At 70.4% G+C, this 21,759-nt stretch carries 18 protein-coding genes and 2 tRNA genes; 8 read left to right on the top strand and 12 right to left on the bottom strand.

The genetic code is table 11. The annotated features are described in order from the left end of the window. The first annotated feature begins 46 nt into the window (after nt 1-46). Together O2L52_RS21855 and O2L52_RS21850 are read left to right on the top strand one after the other, a co-directional pair. The gene (locus tag O2L52_RS21855; RefSeq protein WP_270118219.1) at nt 47-472 is read left to right on the top strand and encodes a hypothetical protein; all 426 of its coding nucleotides are present in this window, start codon (nt 47-49) and stop codon (nt 470-472) included. Between the two features lie 371 nt (nt 473-843). Next, nucleotides 844-1,818 (top strand): chaplin family protein, encoded by a 975-nt coding sequence (locus tag O2L52_RS21850; RefSeq protein WP_270118218.1) that lies wholly within the window; start codon nt 844-846, stop codon nt 1,816-1,818. An 86-nt stretch (nt 1,819-1,904) separates the two neighbouring features. On the opposite strand, the gene O2L52_RS21845 is transcribed toward O2L52_RS21850, so the two are convergent. Beyond that, nucleotides 1,905-2,414: an SRPBCC domain-containing protein gene (locus O2L52_RS21845; RefSeq protein WP_270118217.1), complete on the bottom strand. Its 510-nt coding sequence runs from the start codon at nt 2,412-2,414 to the stop codon at nt 1,905-1,907. After that, entirely contained in the window at nt 2,411-4,987 is a 2,577-nt protein-coding gene (locus O2L52_RS21840) for an Hsp70 family protein (RefSeq protein ID WP_270118216.1), read from the bottom strand. The genes O2L52_RS21845 and O2L52_RS21840 overlap by 4 nt, the downstream gene beginning before the upstream one ends. 134 nt (nt 4,988-5,121) lie before the next feature. Here O2L52_RS21840 and O2L52_RS21835 point away from each other — a divergent pair, with 134 nt between their 5' ends. Further along, entirely contained in the window at nt 5,122-8,241 is a 3,120-nt protein-coding gene (locus O2L52_RS21835; RefSeq protein ID WP_270118215.1) for a glycoside hydrolase family 3 protein, read from the top strand. 58 nt (nt 8,242-8,299) lie between these two features. Here the strand turns inward: O2L52_RS21835 and O2L52_RS21830 are convergent, their stop codons facing one another. The 5 genes from O2L52_RS21830 to O2L52_RS21810 all read right to left on the bottom strand — a co-directional run bounded on the left by O2L52_RS21830 (nt 8,300) and on the right by O2L52_RS21810 (nt 12,696). Continuing rightward, complete coding sequence (locus O2L52_RS21830) at nt 8,300-9,016, bottom strand: hypothetical protein (protein WP_270118213.1); 717 nt, start codon at nt 9,014-9,016, stop codon at nt 8,300-8,302. Nucleotides 9,017-9,247: 231 nt separating this feature from the next. Then, nucleotides 9,248-10,126, bottom strand: a complete 879-nt coding sequence (locus O2L52_RS21825) for an NUDIX hydrolase (RefSeq protein WP_270118212.1) — start codon at nt 10,124-10,126, stop codon at nt 9,248-9,250. Then, nucleotides 10,126-12,174 (bottom strand): RNA degradosome polyphosphate kinase, encoded by a 2,049-nt coding sequence (locus tag O2L52_RS21820; protein ID WP_270118211.1) that lies wholly within the window; start codon nt 12,172-12,174, stop codon nt 10,126-10,128. The genes O2L52_RS21825 and O2L52_RS21820 overlap by 1 nt, the downstream gene beginning before the upstream one ends. Nucleotides 12,175-12,457: 283 nt before the next feature. Further along, nucleotides 12,458-12,532 (bottom strand) — tRNA-Asp (locus O2L52_RS21815). A 91-nt stretch (nt 12,533-12,623) separates the two neighbouring features. Then, nucleotides 12,624-12,696, bottom strand: a tRNA-Glu gene (locus O2L52_RS21810). Nucleotides 12,697-12,912: 216 nt separating this feature from the next. On the opposite strand from O2L52_RS21810, the gene pheA reads away from it, so the two are divergent. The 4 genes from pheA to O2L52_RS21790 all read left to right on the top strand — a co-directional run bounded on the left by pheA (nt 12,913) and on the right by O2L52_RS21790 (nt 16,680). Continuing rightward, nucleotides 12,913-13,827: a prephenate dehydratase gene (pheA, locus tag O2L52_RS21805; protein ID WP_270118209.1), complete on the top strand. Its 915-nt coding sequence runs from the start codon at nt 12,913-12,915 to the stop codon at nt 13,825-13,827. A gap of 69 nt (nt 13,828-13,896) precedes the next feature. Then, nucleotides 13,897-14,520 (top strand): GOLPH3/VPS74 family protein, encoded by a 624-nt coding sequence (locus O2L52_RS21800; protein WP_270118207.1) that lies wholly within the window; start codon nt 13,897-13,899, stop codon nt 14,518-14,520. 55 nt (nt 14,521-14,575) lie between these two features. Beyond that, nucleotides 14,576-15,292, top strand: coding sequence for an ArsR/SmtB family transcription factor (locus tag O2L52_RS21795; protein WP_270118205.1), 717 nt, complete (start codon nt 14,576-14,578; stop codon nt 15,290-15,292). Between the two features lie 119 nt (nt 15,293-15,411). Then, on the top strand, nt 15,412-16,680 hold the full coding sequence (locus O2L52_RS21790; protein ID WP_270118204.1) for an MFS transporter: 1,269 nt from the start codon (nt 15,412-15,414) through the stop codon (nt 16,678-16,680). A 23-nt stretch (nt 16,681-16,703) separates the two neighbouring features. Here the strand turns inward: O2L52_RS21790 and O2L52_RS21785 are convergent, their stop codons facing one another. From O2L52_RS21785 to O2L52_RS21765, 5 genes are all read right to left on the bottom strand, one after another. Further along, a complete protein-coding gene (locus O2L52_RS21785; RefSeq protein WP_270118203.1) occupies nt 16,704-17,777 on the bottom strand; it encodes an ABC transporter ATP-binding protein in 1,074 nt (357 codons plus the stop codon). Next, complete coding sequence (locus O2L52_RS21780) at nt 17,774-18,592, bottom strand: ABC transporter permease (RefSeq protein ID WP_344473857.1); 819 nt, start codon at nt 18,590-18,592, stop codon at nt 17,774-17,776. The genes O2L52_RS21785 and O2L52_RS21780 overlap by 4 nt, the downstream gene beginning before the upstream one ends. Continuing rightward, nucleotides 18,589-19,350, bottom strand: coding sequence for a molybdate ABC transporter substrate-binding protein (modA, locus tag O2L52_RS21775; protein ID WP_270118201.1), 762 nt, complete (start codon nt 19,348-19,350; stop codon nt 18,589-18,591). Before modA ends, O2L52_RS21780 begins: the two co-directional genes overlap by 4 nt. Before the next feature lie 14 nt (nt 19,351-19,364). After that, entirely contained in the window at nt 19,365-19,760 is a 396-nt protein-coding gene (locus tag O2L52_RS21770) for a TOBE domain-containing protein (RefSeq protein ID WP_270118200.1), read from the bottom strand. A gap of 92 nt (nt 19,761-19,852) precedes the next feature. After that, nucleotides 19,853-20,206: a metallopeptidase family protein gene (locus tag O2L52_RS21765; RefSeq protein ID WP_270118199.1), complete on the bottom strand. Its 354-nt coding sequence runs from the start codon at nt 20,204-20,206 to the stop codon at nt 19,853-19,855. 53 nt (nt 20,207-20,259) lie between these two features. Here O2L52_RS21765 and serS point away from each other — a divergent pair, with 53 nt between their 5' ends. After that, entirely contained in the window at nt 20,260-21,516 is a 1,257-nt protein-coding gene (serS, locus tag O2L52_RS21760) for a serine--tRNA ligase (protein WP_270118197.1), read from the top strand. Nucleotides 21,517-21,759: the final 243 nt, after the last annotated feature.

Below are 21,759 nucleotides of genomic sequence, written 5' to 3'. Positions count from 1 at the left end.
GACCAATGTCCGTGAGGTACAGAGAAAGGCAACGAAGCAGATGAAAATGCGCACTTTGCGTACAGCGGGCCTCGTCGGAGGACTCGCCACGGGGGCTCTGCTGCTCGCCGGAACGGCGGCCCAGGCCGCCGACACCGAGGTTCCGGAATCGACCGGCGACCTCGTCACCACGACTCCGGAAGCCCTCGGGGGGCTTCCGGTGTCTCCCGACGCCGTGACCGGCATCGCCGGCGGCGTCACTGACAAGGTCACCGACAAGGTTCCCGGCCTGAACGCAGTGGACTCGATCCCCGGCGTGAGCGCCCTCCTGCCTTCCGGTCCCGACGCGGAAGCCAAGGGCGACAACGTCGCCGACCAGGTCAAGGACCAGGTCAAGGACAGGACCGACGACCAGGACGAGCCCGCGGGCAACCCGGTCACCGACCTGCTCTCGGGCCTCGGCGGCGGCCTGCCGGTCCCGCTGCCCTTCTAAGGGCGGCGAACACACCGCGAACCTGCGGCGCGCGCTTCGCCAGGCGCGCTGCGGACCACGGTAGAAGACACGGTCGAAGGGCCCGCCCGGGTCCGACGCGAACGGCTCGAGAAGTTCCGCAGCGGTGCACAGCCGCGGCTCGCGAGCGGTCCGCGCGGTGCGTCATGCACCGACCGGCCCGGGCGGCCTAACCGGCCGAGCAAGGCAGTACCACGCAAGAAGCAGCAAGACAAGACTCTCCCGGTCTCAAAGCACCTCGTCCACCCGCGGGACCCAGCCTGCCGGACGTGAACAAGTTTTCGAGACCACGGAGCTTCACGGGGGATACGTGATGGAACAGCAAGAACCATTTCCCTGAAAGGTGAGACTTCGTGAATAACTCATGGGCACTCAAGACCGCGCAGACCGGCCTCGTCGCAACGGGGGTCGTCCTCGTCGCCGGTGTCGGCACCGCCCAGGCTTCGGGCCCTGACGTCACCACGCAGGACCAGGTCGGCGCCGTGTCGGGCAACCAGGTCGTCGCGCCGATCCAGGCGCCCATCAACATCTGCGGCGTCGCCGCGGCCGTCCTCGGCACCGCCTCGGCGGGCTGCGAAGGCGGCGCCACCGCCGACTTCGACGGTGCGGGCGACCTGACCACGCAGAACAACACCGGCCTCGGGAACGGCAACCAGGCGTTCGCCCCGGTGCAGGCCCCCACCGACATCAGCGGCATCGCCGCCGCCGTCGGCGGCGTCGCCAGCGGCTGGTCCACCGGCGGCTCCCACGCGGACGTCGAGTCCGGCACCGCCGAGTCCGGCAAGACCGAGTCCGACACGCTGACCCAGGGCAACTACGGCGCCCTGTCCGGCAACCAGCTGCTCGCGCCGATCCAGGCGCCGATCAACGCCTGCGGCAACGCCGTCGCCGTCGGCGGTGCATCTGACGCCGGCTGCGAGGGCGGCGCCGACGCCGACTACTCCGGCGCGGGCAACCTGACCACTCAGGACAACGTCGGCCTCGGCAACGGCAACCAGATCTTCGCCCCGATCCAGGCCCCGGTCAACGTGTGCGGCAACGCCATCGCGATCCTCGGCCACGCCACCGCCTCGTGCGACGGCGGCTCGGACGCCGAGATCCCCGGCGGCCACGACCACCACGACAGCCACAAGGAGCTCTCGACCACCGAGGCCTCCAACGTGGACCTCAACGAAGAGGCCCTCCCGGCCGTCCCCGGCCTCGACGCGGTGAGCGGCGTGACCGGCGGGCTTCCCGTGGTCGGCGGACTGGTCGGCAACACCACCTCCGAAGGTGTTGCGGACTCGGTCGCCGGCGTCACCGAGCTCGCGGGTGCGGGCATCCTCTAAAGCACGACGAGCGGCCCGCTCCATGGCGGCGCGGGCCCTCTGCTGATATCGATCATGAACGGCGGACCGCTTCGGCGGGCCGCCGTTCAGTCGTCGAGCATCTTGAGGCGGCCTTCGAGCGCGGTGTTCATCGAGTTGAAGCCCTGCTCGGTCTCGGCCAGGAGCGACTTCATGAGCGGCACGAGGACGCCGGTGAACCGCTCGCCGTGAGTGAGCCTGGTGGTGCCGTCCGTCTGCGGCTCGAGCACGAAGTAGTGCTCCCCGTCGAAGAGACCGCCCGGGCCGAGCTTGCCGAGCCAGCGGATCTGCCGGGCCGGCGAGACGCGCAGGACGCGCGGCCTGAACCGGTTGGTCTTCCCGTTCGGCTGCGTCAGGGTCACCTGGAGGCGGTCGTCCTCGGCGAGGACCCCCGAGATCTCGGTGATGAACGGGTTCCACTCGCCGTACGCCGGGAAGTCCGAGAGCACCGCCCACACCTCGTTCGCGCGCGCGTCGAGGTGCAGCTCGGTCTCGATCCGGTGCTCCTGGCCCAGCGCCCACAGGCTGTACGCGGTGGCGGCGGCGACGATCGCGGCCGCGATGATGAAGAAGATCAATTCCCCAGACTCCAGAATCGGATGTTGCCCTGGTCGTCGCCGGTCGCCGCGAACGAGCGGCCCTCGATCAGGACCTGGACCAGCTCGGTCGGGACGTACCCGGGCGAGTCGAAGTAAACGGTATCCGATGTTTCGAGGCTGACGGACTGGGCGACGCCCTCAGAGTCGATCGACATGAGCGAGACCCCGTACTCGCTGTCCACGAGCTCGAAGTGGTACTCCGAGCCGAGGTCCGCGTAGGAGGCCGGCGCGTACGACGCGGCCTGGCCCTCGAGGTCCCAGAAGTGCAGCATCCCGTCGTCGCCGTACGCCATCGCGTGCGGCGAGCCCCAGTAGTAGACGACGCCGAACGCCTCGACGGTCTTGCCCTCCCAGTCCTCGGCGGTGTACGGCATGCCGCTGGCGATCCCCTCGTACATGTCGACGTCGTCCAGGTGCTGCTCCGAGTCGATCGCGACGAGGGACGTGTAGGACTGGTCCGCGGACGTGTAGAACCGCGCGTAGGCGTAGCCGTCGGGGACCGGGTGGTGCGCGACCGTGGTCTGCTCCTCGAGGTCGTAGACCTCGAACTCGGTGTCGCTCACCAGGGTCAGCACGGGGTTGCCCTCGTCGGTGCCGGGCCGGAAGTAGGCGATCTCCGCCCCCTCCGCGATCATCTCGGGCGTCCCGGCCTCCACGAAGTCCTGCGTCGACGGGGTCCACACGTACGGCAGGCCGCTCGCGTCGATCGCGATCATGATCGGCTGGCCGTCGGAGCCCGTGGCGGCCCACAGCTCGGTGGCGTCCCACCCCTCTGGCCAGTACTCGTCGATGAGGAAACCGTCGGTCAGGTCCCACAGGTCGATGGAGCCGTCTGCGCCGTTGGAGAACAGCAGCGGGCCGTCCTCGGTGTCGAGGAACGCCAAGGACTCCACGGTGCCGTCATGGGTGTAATTGATGCTGCTGACGAGCGCGCCCGCGTCGTTCTCCGACCAGTCGGGATCGAAGGTCCGGACGGTGCCGTCGCCGTCACCGCCGCCAGCGTCGTACGCCTCGTTGTCGAACGGGTCGTTGTTGTAGTTGAAGTACCAGGCCAGGCCCGCGATGATGAGGATGTCGACGAGGATGAACGCGACGATGCCGCGCCGGCCGATCTTCTTGGCGCGCTGCCGCTGCTCCTCGGTGCGCGGCGGCTCGTCCTCGTCGCCGCCGTCGACCGACAGCGGCGGCGTGAACTGCGGGCCGCGCGTCTGCGGCGGCAGGTTGCGGTAGACCGGGCTCGGCTCTGCGTTCGACTCAGCCGCCCTCGATTCGGGCGGGGTCTGCTCCTGCTGCGGGGAGGGCGTGTACTGCGGCACGGGCTGGTACGCCGGCGCCGTCTGCGGCGGCGCCTGCATCGCGGGCGGAGGCGCGGTCTGCGGTGACGGCGGCGCCAGGTTCGCGACCGCCGGGGTGAACGGTGCGGGGGCGAAACCGCCCTGCTGCGCGGGCCGCGTGAGCGGGAACGTGGTCGAGTGCTGCCCGGCCTGCGTCCACAGCACGCTGCCCTCGGCGACGACCACCTCAGGCTGGTCCAGCACCGTCGGCGCCAGGCCGAGCGAGCGGTGGAGCATGGTGCCCACCAACGGCATCCGGCTCGCGCCGCCCACGAGGAACACGCCCGCGCTGGCGGCCACGTCGAGCCCGGCGGCGCGGATGACGGCCTGGGTGACGCGGATGGTCTGCTCGAGGTGCGGGTGGGCGATCTGCTCGAGCTCGGTGCGGGTCAGGTGCGCCTCGACGTCCAGGATCGGGATCGCGATATCCGACTGCTGGTGGCGCGAGAGGCGCTCCTTGGCGCCGCGCACCTCCTCCTGGAACTCCCGGAAGTGGCGTCGGTCCTCCACAGTGGAGGGGTTGACGAGGCGCTTCCAGCCGTCGCGGTCGCCGTAGGTCGTGCCGAGGTGCTCGATGAGCGCCGCGTCGATGTCCAAGCCGCCCAGGTCGTTCCGTCCGTCGAGGGCGACGGTCTCGAAGCCGTGCTCGGTGCGGCGCACCACGCTGGCGTCGAAGGTGCCCGCGCCGAGGTCGTAGACCACGATCGAGGCGCCCACGGCCATGCGGTGCTTGAGCGCCTCCGCGTAGTAGGTCGCGGCGGCGACCGGTTCGGGCACGAGCCGCACCTGGCCGAGGCCGGAGCGGGCGGCGGCCTCCTCGATCACCTGGCGGCGCGCGGGGCCCCATTCGGCGGGCACGGTGAGCGTGACCTCCGAGGGCCGGCCGACGACGCGGCGGCATTCGGCGGCGACGGCGTCCAGGACCGCCCCGATGAGCGCGGGGATCGGGTATTCGCGCTCGCCGAGCAGGGTCGAGGGGCGGTCGATGAGGCGCTTGGGGTTGGGTTCGAAGCGCTCGGGGTGGCGGCGGCCCGCGTGGACGGCGTCGCGGCCCACGAGGAGGCCGCCGTCGGCGTCGGCGCACACCGCCGAGGGCATCAGCGGCGCGCCGTCGAAGAGCAGGGGCCGGAGGCTCCCGTCGGCGCGGCGGACGACCGCGATGGTGTGCGAGGTGCCGAAATCGACGCCGAGCGAAGTTCCTTGGGGGCCGGGGCTCATGAGAGGAATCGTAACGAACGGGAGAGTGCGCGGTCGGCCAGCAAGGTTCCGGGCGCGGATCGGGATACCGACTTGAATTTGTCTGGTCGCCCGTCGTAATGTCGTGGGTACCGACTCCGACCGATAGGACGAGCATGACCGCTCCCGTGTACCTCGACCCGACCAGGCCTGTCGCCGAACGCGTGGAGGCGATCCTCGCCCTCATGACGGACGAGCAGAAGCTCGCGTGCCTCAACGGCGTGCCCGAGACCGTCCTCGCCGACGGCTACACCCTCCCGGCCCACAGCAACGAGTTCAACGAGGTCCTGCACTCCTCCGGCAAGAAGCCCGACGCGACGTTCTTCCCGCAGGCCATCGGCCTCGGCGCGACCTGGGACACCGAGCTCATGGAGGCCGTCGGCGCGGCCGTCGCCCACGAGGTGCGCGCCCGCGACACCGACGTGCACGCCTCGTTCGGGCCGGTCGCCGACATCCGCTCGAACCCCCTCGCGGGGCGCTTCGAGGAGGGCTTCGGCGAGGACCCGCTCCACGTCGGCGCCATGACCACCGCGTACGCGTGGGGCCTGCGCGGGCGCCACCCCGAGTACGTCAAGACCTTCCCGCAGATGAAGCACTTCCTCGGCTACAGCCACGAGTGGCACCGCGCGCAGGGCTCCTCGTCCATGGGCGTGCGGGCGTTCCACGAGTACCAGGTCGTGCCGTACCGGATGCCCGTCGAGGCGGGCGCGGTGATGGGCGCGATGACCGCGTACAACAACGTCAACGGCGTGCCCTCGATCGTCTCGCCGCTGCTGGAGACGCTGCGCTCCGAGTGGACCGAGGACGGCGTGTTCTTCTTCCTGCCCGACGGCTGGGACGGCGTCAACCTGCACACCACCAAGGGCGAGCCGTGGGACACCTGGCAGGTCGACCCGCGTGGCGACGTGCCCTACCCGCAGGGCCTCGCGGCCGAGGCGGGCCACGCGATCGAGGGCATCGAGGAGATCGGCGTCTACGCCTCGGCGCTCATGCTCCACGCCGGCGTCTCCCACTTCCACGACGGGTCCGAGCTGCCGTTCGTGCCCAACGCGGGCGAGGCCGTGCGCCGCGGGCTCCTCGGCGTCACCATGTCCCATGTGGATCGATCGGTTCGCGACTGGCTCCACTTCCTCGTCCGCACCGGCAAACTCGACGGCGACGCCTGCGAGTACAACCTGATCCCGGCTGACCCGCACCCGCAGGACCGGCCCGAGCACATCGCGCTCGCGCACCGCGCCGCCCAGGAGCAGCTCGTGCTCCTCAAGAACACCGATGCGGCCCTGCCGCTGCCGTCGACCGCGAGCATCGCCGTCGTCGGCCCGCTCGCCGACCTCAACCTCCGCGACTTCTACAGCCCCACCGTGCCCGCCGAGCGCCGCCCCAGCCCGCTCCAGGCCCTGCGCGAGCGGTTCGTACGGGTGGCCCACCACAGCGGCAACGACACCGTCGCGTGGCAGGCCGCCGGGAAGTTCGTCACTGTCGCCGAGAACGGGGCGCTCGTCGCCGCCGCTGAGACGCTCGGCGACACCGAGACCTTCGAGGTCTGGGACTGGGCGCACGAGCAGCACATGTTCCGCCACACCGCCACCGGCAGGTTCGTGCAGGCGAACCTCCTGCACCAGAACGACGGCCCGGCCTCCTTCGAGAACCAGGCCGGCGCCTCCGGCGGCGGCGGACCGCGGCTCGTCGCCGTCGAGACCGAGATGGAGGACGGCGACGCCTGGTTCACCCACCAGAACCTCCACTACCGGCCCACTGGTGACAGTGCTGTCGAAGGCACCGCTGTTGAAGGCGCCGTCGAGCTGTTCGGCGTGAACCACGTTCCCGCCGAAGCCGACGGCCCGTTCCACGTGCGCCTCGCCGAGGACGGCTCGCTGCCGCTGACCAAGGGCGCCGCCGACCCGATCCTCACCGAAACGCTCTGGGAGAACGGTCCCGAAGCCGCCGCAGCCGTTGCGGCCGAAGCGGACTGGGCCGTCGTGTTCGTCGGCAACCACCCGATGGTCAATGCCCGCGAATGCTTCGACCGCCCCGGCCTCGACCTCGCCCCGCGCCAGGCCGACCTCGTCCGCGAGGTCGCCGCCGCCAAGCCCGGCCGCACCGTCGTCGTCGTGGTCTCGGCCTACCCCTTGGCGATCGGCGATATCGCCGCCGACCCCAACGTGGCCGCGATCCTCTACACCTCCCACGCCGGGCAGGCCCTCGGCGACGCCCTCGCCGAGGCCCTGGCCGGCGACTACTCGCCGGCCGGGCGGCTCACCTCGACCTGGCTGCCGGACACGTCCTCGCTCCCGAAGGCGGGCCCGCGCGCCGAGGCGTTCCGCGTCAGCGACGTCGACATGCTCGAGTACGACGTGATCGCGGCGGGGCTGACCTACCGCTACTCCAAGGCCGAGGCGACCTACGGCTTCGGACACGGTCTGAGCTACACCGACTTCGAGTACGGCGACCTCCAGGTCCCCGCCACCGCGGACGCCGCTGAGCCGTTCACCGCCACTGTGGACGTCACGAACGCGGGGGAGCGGACCTCCGACGAGGTCGTGCTCCTCTTCGCCCGCATCACCGAATCCGCGTACGGCGACCGGGCCCCCCAGCGGCAGCTCGCGGGCTTCACCCGCGCCCGCGGCATCGAGCCCGGCGAGACCCGCCGCGTCGAGATCGAGGTCGACCCGCAGACCCTGTTCGTGTGGGACGTGGTGCGCGGCAAGCGGATCGTCGAGACCGGCGACTACCGGTTCACGATCGGCGACGACGGCCCGCAGGCCCAGGTCCGCATCGAGGGCGAGGCCATCGCCGAACTCGACCTCTCGGAGACGGCCAACGTCTGGGAGAAGGCGACCATCGCCGAAGGCCTCACCTACTGGGAGGTCGCGAAGCTCCACACCCTCAAGCGCGAGGGCGGCTACCACTCGACCGGCTCCCGCCGGGCCGGCAGCCACGTGGGCTTCACCAAGGCGGTCCTGGACGGCGCCACCGGCATCGAGCTGCGCACCGCCACCACCACCGCCGACTGGGCCGACCTCGCCGACAGTGCTCCTGAAAACCGTGTGATCGAGGTCCGAGCCGCCGCCCCCGACGGCCCCCTCCTCGCCGAGGTCGAGGTCCCCAAGACGGCCGGCTTCCAGTCCTTCACCGACGTCACCGCACCGCTCCAGAACGCCGAAGGCACCCAAGACCTCTACCTGGTCTTCCGCAGCGGAGGCATCTACATCGACACCATCCGCCTGACCCGCTAGCTGCAAGCGAAAAGGGGGCGCGGGACCAATCGGCCCAGCGCCCCCATTCGCATGCGCATTATTCGAACAGGCCCTCGCCGCTCTGTTGTTGGTAAGCCTTGTCGAGCCAGGAGTCGAGCATCCGCAGATCGGCGCAGCGCTCGATCTGCTGCCGCTGCTCATGCGTAAGCCCGGTCGGAGTGCTTTCGAGGTAGCGCACTAGCGCGCGCCTAGCGTATCGGACCTCGCCCTGCTCGAGCAGGCTGTCGCTGTATTCGGAGTGGTACGGGCGGGTCTGCGTGCGCATGAGTTCCTCCAGCATTCGGGCGGGCTCGTCTTCCAGAATCGTGAGCAGAGACTTGATGTAATCGGCCGCTCGCCCTGGTTCGATGGTACCGAGGCGGTGGTCGAGTGTCGAGATGAACAGTTCGGCTTTGCGCCCGTTCGGGGCCTTGCCGAAGGCTGCGATCACCACAGCGGCCGCCGCCGTGGGCAGCAGGTCCGCGTCGGGGTCCTCGGGGAAGTCCGACATCCCGACCGAATGCACGGTGATGGTGTTGTCCGGGCCGAGCCGGATGCCCTTCCGGTACTTCCGGGCCACGGTGTCGTCAGGACAGACGAGCAACAGCTCGATCGGCAACCTGTGGTCCTCGAAGGCTCGGGTCATGTAACCCGGCAGCCGGTAGTGCTTCTCGTTCTTCCATTCGTTCTGGACCTCGACGATGACCATACGGTCGTCCTCGTTCGGGAACGACAAGGTCACGACGACATCGGCTCGCCGCTCGGTCCTTCCCATGGAGCCGAACGTGTCTGGGCGCCGGTGCAGACGGCGACCCGACAGTCCTTGTCGGCGAGGTCCATCAGCCAAGCCGCCGTGAGCGGCTCGTCTTGGATGGCTTGCACGATGAGCTCGTGCGCATCTCCTGGCATCGGGGGATTCCCTTCGTTTCGTGGTACTCCCGTGAAACGAGTGCGGCATCCCCGAAGACGCGCCTTTGTCGGAAAACCGACAGATTGTTCGAGTAACTCAGTTGTGGTGCTCGGTCGCCACCAGTTCGCCGTCGGCGGTGTGGAAGACCACGAAGGAGCCCTTTTCCAAGGGGTCCAAAAGGGTCGGTGAGCCCAGGCGGCCGCTCACGTAGGTGATCATCTCGTCGATGTGCTCGCCGTGGCCGCAGACGACTGCGGGCTTGCCGGAGGCGATGATCTCGTCCAGGCGGGCGGCGACCTCGGCGGGTTTGCTCGTGCCCAAGGTGAACTCGGGCAGCCCCGTCACTGCGACCGCCTCGGCGGCGCAGTACGGCAGCAGCGTCTCCAGGCACCGGGCGCTCGTCGAGGTGTAGGCCGCACCCGTGGGGTACGCGGCCAGGAGCACCTCGAGCTGCTGGGCCCGTTCTCGGCCCCGCTGGTTCAAGGGCCGCAGCTCGTCCTGGTCGAACCAGTCCGCTTTGGACATCGCAATCGCGTGACGCACGAAGACGAGCGGCACGGTCTCGCGCGCGTTGAGGCGCTTGAAGTCCGCCAGCACCGGCTGGTCGCGCTCGTAGGTCAGCCGCTCGGCGACGTCAGCGAGCGGGACCCATTCGAGCTCGTCGACCTCGCGCGGGTCGACCGCCTCGTCCACGGCATCGTCCGATGCCGGTGTGGCGCACCAGTAGTCGACCCGCTTGAGCTTGCCTTCCTTGTCGTAGAAGGAGGGTGCGAGCGGGCGGCCGAGCACCGGGCGGATGCCCGTCTCCTCGAAGACCTCGCGCTGCGCGGCCGCGAGCAGGTGCTCGCCGCGCTTCAGCTTCCCCTTCGGGAACGTCCAGTCGCCGTACTTGGGCCGGTGGATGAGGGCCAGCTCGGGGCCCTTCTCGGCCTGGCGCCACAGGACGGCGCCGGCGGCGAAGATCTCGGGTTGCATCAACGGTGCTCCTGCATGAGTTGTTCCTGGAGGTCGCCCCCGCTGCGCTGGCGGGTCCACAGCCCCAGCGGGCCGAGCCGCCAGGTCCGGATGTCGGCGTCCATGCCGCGGTCGAGCAGCGAGGTCAGCTGCGCGCGGTGGGCGTCCCCCTCGACCCGGACGAGCACCTCGACGCGGCGGTCGAGATTGCGGTGCATGAGGTCCGCGCTGCCCAACCATACTTCCGGATCGCCGCCGTTCTCGAAGACGTACACCCGGGAGTGTTCCAGGAAGCGCCCCAGGACGCTCCTGACCCGGATGGTCTCCGAGAGCCCCGGGACGCCGGGCCGCAGCGCGCAGATGCCGCGGATGTACAGGTCGACGGGGACGCCGGCCCGGGACGCCCGGTACAGGGCGTCGATGATGCCCTCGTCGGTGAGCGAGTTGCACTTGAAGCGCAGCCGCGCGGGCAGGCCGTTGCGGTGGTTCTCGATCTCGCGGTCGATCCGCTCGATCAGGCCGGGCCGCAGCGAATGCGGGGCGACGAGCAGCCGGTGGAAGTCCTCGTCGCGCGAGAACCCGGTGAGGTGGTTGAAGATCGCGTTCACGTCCTCGCCGACCTCGGGGTCGGTGGTGAGGATGCCGACGTCCTCGTAGAGCCGCGCCGTGGTCGGGTGGTAGTTCCCGGTCCCGACATGGCTGTACCGCAGCAGGGTCCCGTCGGCCTCCTGCCGCACGACCAGCGCGAGCTTGCAGTGCGTCTTGAGGCCCACTATGCCGTACATGACGTGGCAGCCGGCCTGCTCGAGCTTCTGCGCCCAGTCGATGTTGGCCTGCTCGTCGAAGCGGGCCTTGATCTCCACGACGACGACGACCTGCTTCCCGGCGTCGGCGGCGCTGATGAGCGCGTCGACGATGGGGGACTTGCCGCTGGTGCGGTACAGGGTCTGCTTGATCGCCAGGACCTTCGGGTCCGCGGCGGCCTCCTCGATGAGCCGCTCGACCGAGGCGGTGAACGAGTCGTAGGGGTGGTGGACGAGCACGTCCCGGTCGCGCATCACGGCGAACAGGTCGGCGTCCGGCGGCAGCACCTTCTCCGAGGGCCGGAACCGCGGGTACTTCAGCTCGGTCCGATCGAGGTCGGCGATCGCGTCGAGCCCGGCGAGGTCGAGCGGGCCGGGCAGCTTGTAGACGACCTGCTCGTCGACACCGAGTTCGGCGATGAGCCGGTCGAGGACCTTCGCGTCGATGGTGTCCTCCACTTCGAGGCGCACGACGGGCCCGAAGCGGCGGCGCAGCAGTTCGCGCTCGAGAGTCTGGAGGAGGTTCTCGGTGATGTCCTCGTCGATCTCGAGGTCCTGGTTGCGGGTGACGCGGAACGTGTGGTGCCCGAGCACGTCCATGCCGGGGAACAGCTGCGCGATGTGCGCGGCGATGACGTCCTCGAGGGGCGTGAACCGGCCGGGCGCGACGGCCATGAACCGCGAGAGCAGCGGCGGGACCTTGACGCGCGCGAAGCGGGTGGTGCCGTTGCGGGGGTCGTGGACCTGGACGGCGAGGTTGAGGGAGTTCCCGGAGATGTAGGGGAAGGGGTGGGCGGGGTCGACGACGAGCGGGGTGAGCACGGGGTAGATGCGGGTGCGGAACAGCTCGTGCATGCGGGCCTGCTCGACCTCCTCGAGGTCGTCCCAGCGGACGATCGCGATGTCCTCCTCGGCCAGGAGCGGGGCGATCTCGTCGCGGAAGTACTCGGCGTGCTCGATGCTCATCTGGTGGGCGAGGCCGGCGATGCGGGTGAGGACGGCGTGGGGCGAGCGGCCCGAGGAGGTGCGTACGGGCAGGCCGGTGGCGAGGCGGCGGATGAGCCCGGCGACGCGGACCATGAAGAACTCGTCGAGGTTGTTGGAGAAGATCGAGAGGAAGCGGACCCGTTCGAGCAGGGGCAGTTCAGGGGATTGCGCCAGGCGCAGCACCCGGCCGTTGAACCGCAGCCAGCTCTCTTCCCGATCGAGATACCGGTCGGGTGGCAAACCGGTGTCAACGAGCGGAACAGGGTCACTATTCGTCATACATCACAAGGTTAACGAAGAAAATGAACCCACGGTGAACGCGCCTTGAAATCCGCTCATGATCCCGGGATCACCATCGGCCGCCGCTCCTGCCGAAGCCCAGCGAGGCCCTGGCGAACCGGCCCGGCACGGCTCTCGGTCCGAAGTGTCCACCAGGTTGCCGAGCGCCCGCGACCTCCGTCGACCTCGCTCGCCCTGCCGTTCGAGGGCGACATCCCGGTGAATCCCGAGCTGTACAGGGCACGAAAAAGCCCGCCGACGAATCGGCGGGCTTTCTGTACTGCGGTCCCGACGGGATTTGAACCCGCGACCTCCACCTTGACAGGGTGGCGAGCACTCCTAGCTGCTCTACGGGACCTTGGTCGAACACTTGCGTGTCCTACAAGGCCGTTAAGACCTCTATATTTATACCAGGCGCTCTCCGTGTGACCGGAGCCGCGTCTGGGCCGTACCCCCAACGGGATTCGAACCCGTGCTACCGCCTTGAAAGGGCGGCGTCCTAGGCCGCTAGACGATGGGGGCGCTCAGTGATCCTGTCATACGGCCTTGAGAGCCGCACTTCGATTTCCCTGTGCTTACCACCGCGGAATTCCGCTTGGGCTCGACAAGCATACGGGACAGCGGGAAGCCCGTCTACGGCGGGTCGCGGTTGAGATCGCCGTCTCATTGCTGCCGCGACCGCCCGGGCAGAAGCGCAGCTCGCGGCCCCTGCCCGGCCCGCCTTGCTAGCGTTGCCCCATGGAGTTCGCCTATCTCGGGCCGCGCGGGACCTTCACCGAGGCCGCGCTCCGCCGACTGCCCGCCGCCAAGACCGCCACCGCCACACCGATGTCCTCGATCTTCGAGGTCCTCGACGCCGTGCGCCGCGGCGAGGTCGACGCGGGCTTCGTGCCGATCGAGAACTCTCAGGAGGGCACCGTCACCGTCACGGTGGACGAGCTCGTGGGCGGCGACCCGCTCGTCATCGTCGGCGAGGTCGTCCTCCCGGTCACCTTCGTGCTCGCCTCCGAGAAGCCCGTCGGCGAGATCACCACAGTCGCCTCGATGCCCGTCGCCCTCGCCCAGGTCCGCAAGTACCTGCGCCGCGAGCTGCCGGACGCCGTCGTCCACCAGGCCCTCTCGACCGCCCAGGCCGCCCAGCGCGCCGCTGGCGGCGAGTTCGACGCCGCCGTGTGCCCGCCGTTCGCCGCCGAGGCCGTCGGACTCCCCGTGCAGGCCTTCGACATCGGCGACAACCCGAACGCCGCGACCCGCTTCGTCCACGTCGTGCGCCCCACCAGCCCGCCCGATCCGAGCGGGAACGACATCACCTCCCTGGTCGTCTACATCGACTACGACCGGGTCGGCGCGCTCCTGGGCGTGCTCACCGAGTTCGCCATCCGCGGCATCAACCTCACCCGCATCGAGTCCCGCCCCACCGGCGAGGGCCTGGGCCGGTACGCGTTCTTCCTCGACTGCACCGGCCACCTCGCCGACGCCCGCATGGGCGAGGCGCTCACGGGCCTGCGCCGCATCTGCGCCGACGTCCGCTACCTCGGCTCCTACCCGCGCGACCACTCCGACAAGCCCGTCCCGCCGCCCGCCGGCCTCAGCGACGCCGACTTCGCCGACGCCGCCGCCTGGCTCGACCGCCTCCGCCGCGAAGGCGCATGAGTCGTGCCGCAGGCGCGACGACCGGCTTACGCTGTCGCGCGGCGAGCGCACCCGGCTTACGCTGAAAGCATGTCGACACTGCTCGAAGAGCTGGCGCTGCTCTCGCACGAAGGCGCGAACGGCCGGGCCGGCGGCTACCTCGACCTCGGCCTCGGCGGCGCGGTCTTGTACGAGCTCGCGCTCGCCGGACGCATCGGCGTGGACGGCAAGAAGGTCCGCGTCCTCGACACCACCCCCACCGGCGACCCCGTCGTCGACTCCCGCCTCGCCGCCATCGCCGCCGACAAGCCGCGCGCGCCCCACAGCGTGCTCGAGCGGGCCTCCAAAGGCCTCGTCCCGGCGGTGCGCGAAGGGCTCGTCGCCTCCGGCGCGCTGCGCCACGAACGCGGCAAAGCCCTCGGGATCTTCCCCGTCAACCGGTACCACCCGCGCGACCGGGGCATGACGGCCGACGCCCGCACCCGGCTCGCCTCCGCCGTCCGCCACGGCCGCGCCTTCGACGAGCGCACGCAGGCGCTCCTGTCGCTCATGGCCGCCATCCGCCTGGAGAAGACGATCTTCCCCGACCGCCAGACCCGGCCGTCCCGCAAGGAGCTCAAGGCCTTCGCCGAAGCCCACTGGGCCGGCGCGGCCACGCGCAAGGCGGTGAGCAACCGCGACGGCGCCAACGCCGCCGCGGCCTCCTCCGGTTAGGCCTTCCCGAGCGGTCGTCGCCGCACCCCGCGGCGGGGCGTGGTTAGCTTGACCCATGTCTGAAACACCTGCTTCGCGTCCTGAGGGCACCACGCCGGGCGCGACGGCGGGGCCCGCGGTGCCGGCCCCGCCGACACCGCCGCTGCCGCCCGAGCCGCCGGCCAAGCCGCGCTTCATGGGCAAGGAGCACGTGAAGATCACCGACCCCGAGCGAATGAAGGCGCTCGCCCACCCGGCGCGGATGGCGGTCTTCGACTTCCTGGCCGGGCGCCGGGTCGCGGGGTTCGACGGGGCCACGGCCACCGAGATCGCCGAGGTCGCGGGCATGACGCCGAGCGCGATGAGCTACCACCTCCGGACCCTCGCGAAGGCCGGGTTCATCGAGGAGGCGCCCAGCCGCGGCGACGCGCGCGAGCGCTTGTGGCGCATGAAGATCCAGAGCTTCTCGATCCGCGCGGAGGACGACGCCCCGGAGAGCCACAAGGTCATCGAGCGGACCATGGGCGAAGTCTTCATGGAGCAGCACGACCGCAACCTCCTCCGCTGGCTCGACCAGCGGTTCGAGGTCGACCCGGCGCTGCGCGAGGCCTCATTGACGCAGCAGGCGCACCTGCGGCTCACGATCGAGGAGGCGGCCGAGTTCAGCCGCCGCTACCAGGAGCTGGAGCAGGAGTACGCCGACCGCACGTCGGAGCGGGCGATGCAAGGCGTCGACGAGGGCGACGGCACCTACGTGTTCAACACGCTGTTCCGGTTCTTCCCGAAGATCTGAGGCGACGCGGGTCTGCTTGGGAGGCATCGGGAGCAGCGCCGTTGAAGATGTAAAAGAAATCCTTCGAAAAATCTGAAAAACCTCTTTCGCATCGAAGTGTGAAAGAGTATCTTCGAAATATGTCTTTCACATCCTTCCTGGACGGGACCCGCTGGTCGGACGTCTACACCGCCGCGACCTGCGCGTTCCTCGCCGGAACCGCCATGTTCACGGCCGACTTCGCCCTCACCCTCCGCCTCCAGACGGAGGGCTACGGCGGCATCGCCATCGCCGCGCTCATCATCTGCGCGACCCTGCCCCTGGTCCTCCTCGCGCCGTTCACCGGGCGCATGGCCGACCGCTTCGACAGCCGCGCGCTCATGGCCGTCTCCGGCCTCGTGCAGACCGCCGCGATCGTCGCGATGGCGTTCACCGACAACCTGTACGGCCTGTACGGACTGGTCATCGTGAACGCCGCCGGGACGGCGGTCCTGCAGCCGGTCGTGAGCGCGCTCGTCCCGACCATGGCGAGCCGCGAGGACCTGCCGCGAGCGGTCGCGCTGGTCCAGACCGGCACGCTCGTCGGCCTGGCGGCCGGGCCCGCCGCGGCCGGGTTCCTCATCGGCGCCAACGGTGTCGGCGCCGCACTCGCCCTCGCGGCGGCGTGCGCGATGGCACGGGTGCTGCTGTGCTGCGACATCCGCACGCGGCGAGGTGGGATGCGCCGGCCCGTCGCGGCGAAGGAGGCGCTCGTCGGTGCGGGCTGGAGCCTGGGCGGCGACCGGCTGCTCACGGTGGTCGTCGTGGCGTTCAGTGCGGTGATCGCGGCGCTCTGCGCGGTGAACGTGCTCAGCGTCTTCCTGGTGCGCGAGGTCTACGACGCGACCGAGAGCATGTACGGGCTCATCAAGGCCTGCTGGACCGCGGGGATGGTCGTGGGCGCGTGGATCGCGGCCGCGGTGATCCGGCGGCTCGACCGTGATGTGCAGCTGGCGTGGATGGTCATGGCGTGCCTGGCCGGGGTCGGGCTGGTGTGCTTCGGGCAGGGGATGCCGCTGTTCACGGTGCTGCTCATGGTGCCGCTCAACCTGCTCGGCGGGATGTTCAACGCGGGGGAGAACTCGGCGCTGGGCATCGCGGTGGCGCGCCGGGTGCCCGAGGCGTTCCTGGGGCGCGCGAACGCTGCGGTCCACGGGCGCCTGGCCGCCGCGCAGCTCATCGGGTTCCTGCTGGGCGGGGCGATGTCGGTGGTGATGGACGTGCAGGTCGCCTTCGCGGCGGTCGGCCTCCTCTCGATCGCGATCGTGATCGCCTGCCTGCCGGCCATCCGCAGAGCGGCCCGCGACGACGAGGCCGGCACGCCGCAGGCTCAGGCGCCGAAGCGCGAACTCGCAGCCGCGGCGGCCTGAGCGCCGAGCGCGTGGTGAGCCGATCAGGCGGGGTAGGTGCGGATCTCGGAGGCCTTCACCGTCGCCCAGACGCGGCGGCCAGGCTCGAGGCGGAGCTGGGCGGCCGCCGCGGGCGTCACGTCTGCGGCGGCCTTGAGCGGGCCGTCGAGCTGGACGCGCAGGTTGTCGCCGTGGCGGTGGACGCCCGAAACGATTGCCCGCCAAGTGTTCCGGGGGCTGCCCTCGGACCGCTCCGGATACAGCGCGACGGCGCTCGGCGCGAATGCTGCGAATGCCGGGCCGTTCAGCGGATCGGCCGCGACGAGGATCATGGGGCCGGCATCGTCGAGGACGACCTGGTTCCCTTCGGCCACACCCCGGTACAGGTTCAGGCCGACGAGTCTCGCGATGTAGTCCGTGCGCGGGCGGGCGGTGACCGATTCGGCGTCGCCCTCTTGGACCGCGCGGCCGTCCTCGACCACGACGAGCCGGTCGGCGAGCATGAGCGCGTCCACCGGATCGTGCGTCACCACGATCGCCGGGCCCGTGTGGCCCGTCAGGTGCCGGTGGAGCTCCGCCCTGGTGTCGAGCCGGGTGCGGGCGTCCAGGGCCGCCAGCGGCTCGTCGAGGAGCAGCAGCGCCGGTTCTGTCGCGAGCGCCCGGGCCAGCGCCACCCGCTGCGCCTGCCCGCCTGAGAGCTGCTTCGGGCGGCGCTTCCCGAACTCCTGCAGGCCGACCCGGTCGAGCCATCCCGCGGCGAGCGCACGGGACTCGGCCCGGCCGAGGCCGCGCCGGCGGGGTCCGAACGCGATGTTGTCGATCGCCGTGAGGTGCGGGAACAGCAGGTAGTCCTGGAAGACCACCCCGATCCGCCGCTCCTCCGGCGGCACCCACCGCTGCCCGCGCCGGTCGAGGACCTCGCCGTTCAGGGCGATGTGTCCGTCCGTCAGCTGCTCGAGCCCGGCCAGGGCCCGCAGTGCCGTGGTCTTTCCGGCGCCGTTGGGGCCCAGCAGGGCCACGGTCTCGCCGGGGGCGACGCGCAGCTGCAGGTCGAGGCGGAACCCGCCGCGGTCCACGACCAGGTGCGCGCTCAGGCCCTCCGCTTTCACGCCGCTCACGGGGCCGCCGTCCAGCGGTCGCGCAGCGACGCCAGCACGATCACCGACACCGCGAGCAGGATCAGGCTGAGCACGATGGCGGCCTCCAGGTCCGTCTGCAGCGCAAGGTAGACCGCGAGGGGCATGGTCTGGGTGCGGCCCGAGAAGTTCCCGGCGAACGTGATCGTCGCGCCGAACTCGCCGAGCGCCCGCGCCCAGCACAGGACCGCGCCGGCGAGCACGCCCGGCGCGACCATCGGCAGGGTGACGTGCGTGAACACGGTCCACCGGCCCGCCCCGAGGGTCGCGGCGGCCTCCTCGAAGCGGATGTCGGCGCCGCGCAGGGCGCCTTCGACCGAGACGATCAGGAAGGGCATCGACACGAAGGTCATCGCCAGCACGACTGCGGTGGTGGTGAACGGGATCGTGATGTCGAACCGCTCGTAGAGCCACGACCCGATGATCCCGTTGCGGCCGAACACGAGCAGCAGCGCGACGCCGCCCACCACCGGCGGGAGCACGAGTGGGACGGTCACCAGGGCGCGCAGGATGCTGCGGCCGGGGAACTCGCCGCGGGCGAGCAGCCACGCGATCGGGATGCCGAACAGCAGTGAGAGCACGGTCGCGGCGGTCGCGGTGAACAGTGAGAGCTGCAGGGCCGCAAGCATTTCCGGTTCGGCGAGGCGGGCGGGGAGCTCGGCCCACGGGGCGCGGGCGAGCAGGCCCAGGAGCGGCAGGATGAGGAACGCCAGGCCGACCACGGCGGGTGCCAGCAGCGCGGCCGGGACGCGGCGGCGGCGGGCTCGCTTGGCGGGCATGGCGTTCCTCGGCGTCATGGGTGCTGGAACCCGGCGGTCTCGAGTACCGTCTGGCCGGCGTCGGACTGGACGTAGGCGATGAACTCGGCCGCGAGGTTGGGGTTCTCGGCCTCGTCCAGCACCGCGATCGGGTAGTTGTTGACGGCTGAGTCGGACTCGGGGAACTCGACGCCGTCGACGCCGCCCCAGGCCGCTTTGACATCGGTGCGGTAGACCAGCGCGGCGTCGGCTTCGCCCATCGCGAGTTTCGCCAGCGTGGCCTTGACGTCAGGCTCGTAGGTGGACGGGGTTATCGAAGCGCCGGAGGCCGCGATCACGGTCTGGGCGGCGGCGCCGCAGGGGACCTCCTCGGCGCAGACCGCGACCGAGAGGTCGGCGAGGTCTTGGAGGCCGGTGACGCCGTCCGGATTGCCCTCGGGGACGGCGATGACGAGCTGGTTGCGGGCGAAGACCTCGGGGTCGGCGACGGTGCCCGCGTCGACCGCGGCGGCCATCGTGGTCTCATCGGCGGCGGCGAAGACGTCGCCGGGTGCGCCTTCGGCGATCTGGGCTGCGAGTGCGGAGCTCCCGGCGAAGTTGAACACGATGCCGCTGTCGGGGTGCTCCTCCTCGAACTGGTCGGCGATCAGATTGAAGGCCTTGGTGAGCGAGGCGGCGGCGAAGACGGTGAGGACGTTGTCCTTGTCCTCTTCCGGGCTGCACGCGGTGAGGGTGAGGAGCGCGGTGGTGAGTGCCGCGATGGCGGCGAGGGGGCGGCGGACGGTGGCGGTGCGCAATCGGACTCCTGGGCTCAGTGGTCGGGTCGTTCGACGACCACGTTCGTGGACTTGACGACCGCGGTTCCCAGCGAACCGACCTCGAGCCCGAGTTCGTCCACCGCCTCGCGGCTCATCAGCGAGACCACCCGGAACGGCCCGACCTGCAGGTCGACTTGCGCCATGACCTGGTCTTTGGTGATCGCGGTGACGATGCCGCGCAGGCGGTTCCGGGCTGAGGACGATCCGGCTCCCGTGTCGGGGGCGGCGGCCCGTTCGCGCGCGAACGCGGCGAGGTCGGCGCCCGGGATCGACCGCTGCCCCTGCTCGTCGCGGGTGGCGGCGAGGCGGCCGGAGTCGATCCAGCGCCTGACCGTGTCGGCGGAGACCCCGAGCAGTTCGGCGGCCTCTCCGATGCGAAACGTCGTCACACGGTGAGTCTAGCCTTGCGGATGCGAGGTGTAGGAGCCCTCGCGGCTCGTATTTACGCGGCTGTTACGAGTGGATCGGCGCAGATGCGATTCTAGCCCCAGCCGAGCTCGTGGAGGCGGGCCTCCTCGATCCCGAAGTGGTGGGCGATCTCGTGCACCACCGTCACAGCCACCTCGTCGACCACTTCCTCCTCCGACGCGCACATCCGCAGCGTCGGCCCCCGGTAGATCGTGATCGTGTCGGGCAGGACCCCGCCGTACTCCCAGCCGCGGTCCGTCAGCGCCGTCCCCTGGTACAGCCCCAGCAGCTCCTTCTCGGGCCCCTCGGGCTCCTCCTCCACCAGGATCACGACGTTGTCGAGCATCGCCATCAGCTCCTGCGGCACCGCGTCCAGCGCGTCGGACACCGCCGCCTCGAATTCCGCCTCGCCCATATCGACTGCCACACGCCCACAATATGCGCTCGGGGCCGCGGTGAGCTGGCCGGTAATCTGGTCACGTGATTGATCTGCGTGCACTGCGAGACGACCCGGACGCCTACCGCGACAGCCAGCGCAAGAGGGGTGCCTCCGTCGAGGCCGTCGACGCCCTCCTCTCCGCCGACGCCGACCACCGCAGTGCCCTCCAGTCCTTCGAGACGCTCCGCGCCGAGCAGAAGGGCCTCGGCAAGCGGATCGCCGGCGCCGCCGCCGAGGAGCGCCAGGCGCTGCTCGACCGCACCAAGACCCTCTCGGAGGAGGTCAAGGCCGCCGAGCTCAAGGTGACCGCGACCGCCGCCGCGTTCGACGCGGCCGGGAAGTCCATCCCCAACCTGGTCGCCGAGGGCGCCCCCGCCGGCGGCGAGGACGACTACATCGTGCTGCGCGAGGTCGGCGAAAAGCCCGAGCTCGAGGACCCGAAGGACCACCTCGAGATCGGCACGGCCCTCGGCCTCCTCGACACCGAGCGGGGCGCGAAGACCTCCGGCGCCCGCTTCTACTACCTCACCGGCGACGGCGCGCTGCTCCAGCTCGCCATGCTCAACCTCGCCATCCAGCAGGCGGTCGAGACCGGCTTCACCCCGATGATCCCGCCGGTGCTCGTGCGCCCGGAGGCCATGGAGGGCACCGGTTTCCTCGGCGAGCACGCCGACGAGATCTACTACCTCGAACGCGACGAGATGTACCTCGTGGGCACCTCGGAGGTGCCGCTCGCGGCGTACCACTCGGGGGAGAACCTCGGCGAGCTCACCGCGCCGCGCCGGTACGCGGGCTGGTCGTCGTGCTTCCGGCGCGAGGCCGGTTCGTACGGCAAGGACACCAAGGGCATCATCCGGGTGCACCAGTTCGACAAGGTCGAGATGTTCTCGTTCTGCAAGCCCGAGGACGCCGCGGCCGAGCACGAGAAGCTGCTGTCCTATGAGGAGCAGATGCTGCAGAAGATGGAGCTGCCCTACCGGGTCATCGACGTCGCCGCCGGCGACCTCGGCACCTCGGCCTCGCGCAAGTTCGACTGCGAGGCGTGGGTGCCCACCCAGGGCCGCTACCGGGAGCTGACCTCGACCTCGAACTGCACCACGTTCCAGGCGCGGCGCCTCAACGTGAAGTACCGCGACGAGCAGGGCAAGAACGCGGTGGCGGCGACCCTGAACGGGACGCTGGCGACCACGCGCTGGCTCGTGGCGATCCTCGAGAACCACCAGCGGCCGGACGGTTCGGTGGCGGTGCCGAAGGCGCTGCAGCCGTTCCTCGGCAAGGACGTGCTCGAGCCGAAGTAGCGGCGCGATACGTGAGCGGCCCGCCGGTCTGTGACCGGCGGGCCGTGTGCTTTCGGGAGTTTCCGGTTGTTTTGGCGACCCGACCAATTTTCGGGCCCCCGGTCATTAACCCTGACATACGGGTACGACAGCCTCGGAGTGTCGGTTTTCGCCGGGAGCCCCTACGAACTTGCGGGCCCGGTCTCGGCGAAGCTTGCGAGCCGTCAATTGGCGCGGCCAATAACCCTGGCACGGGGGTCCGGC

It is taken from the genome of Glycomyces algeriensis (assembly GCF_027622855.1).
GTDB classification, from domain to species: domain Bacteria; phylum Actinomycetota; class Actinomycetes; order Mycobacteriales; family Micromonosporaceae; genus Glycomyces; species Glycomyces algeriensis.
Note: the sequence above shows the minus strand (reverse complement) of the source record. Positions and strands in the feature narration are given on the sequence as shown.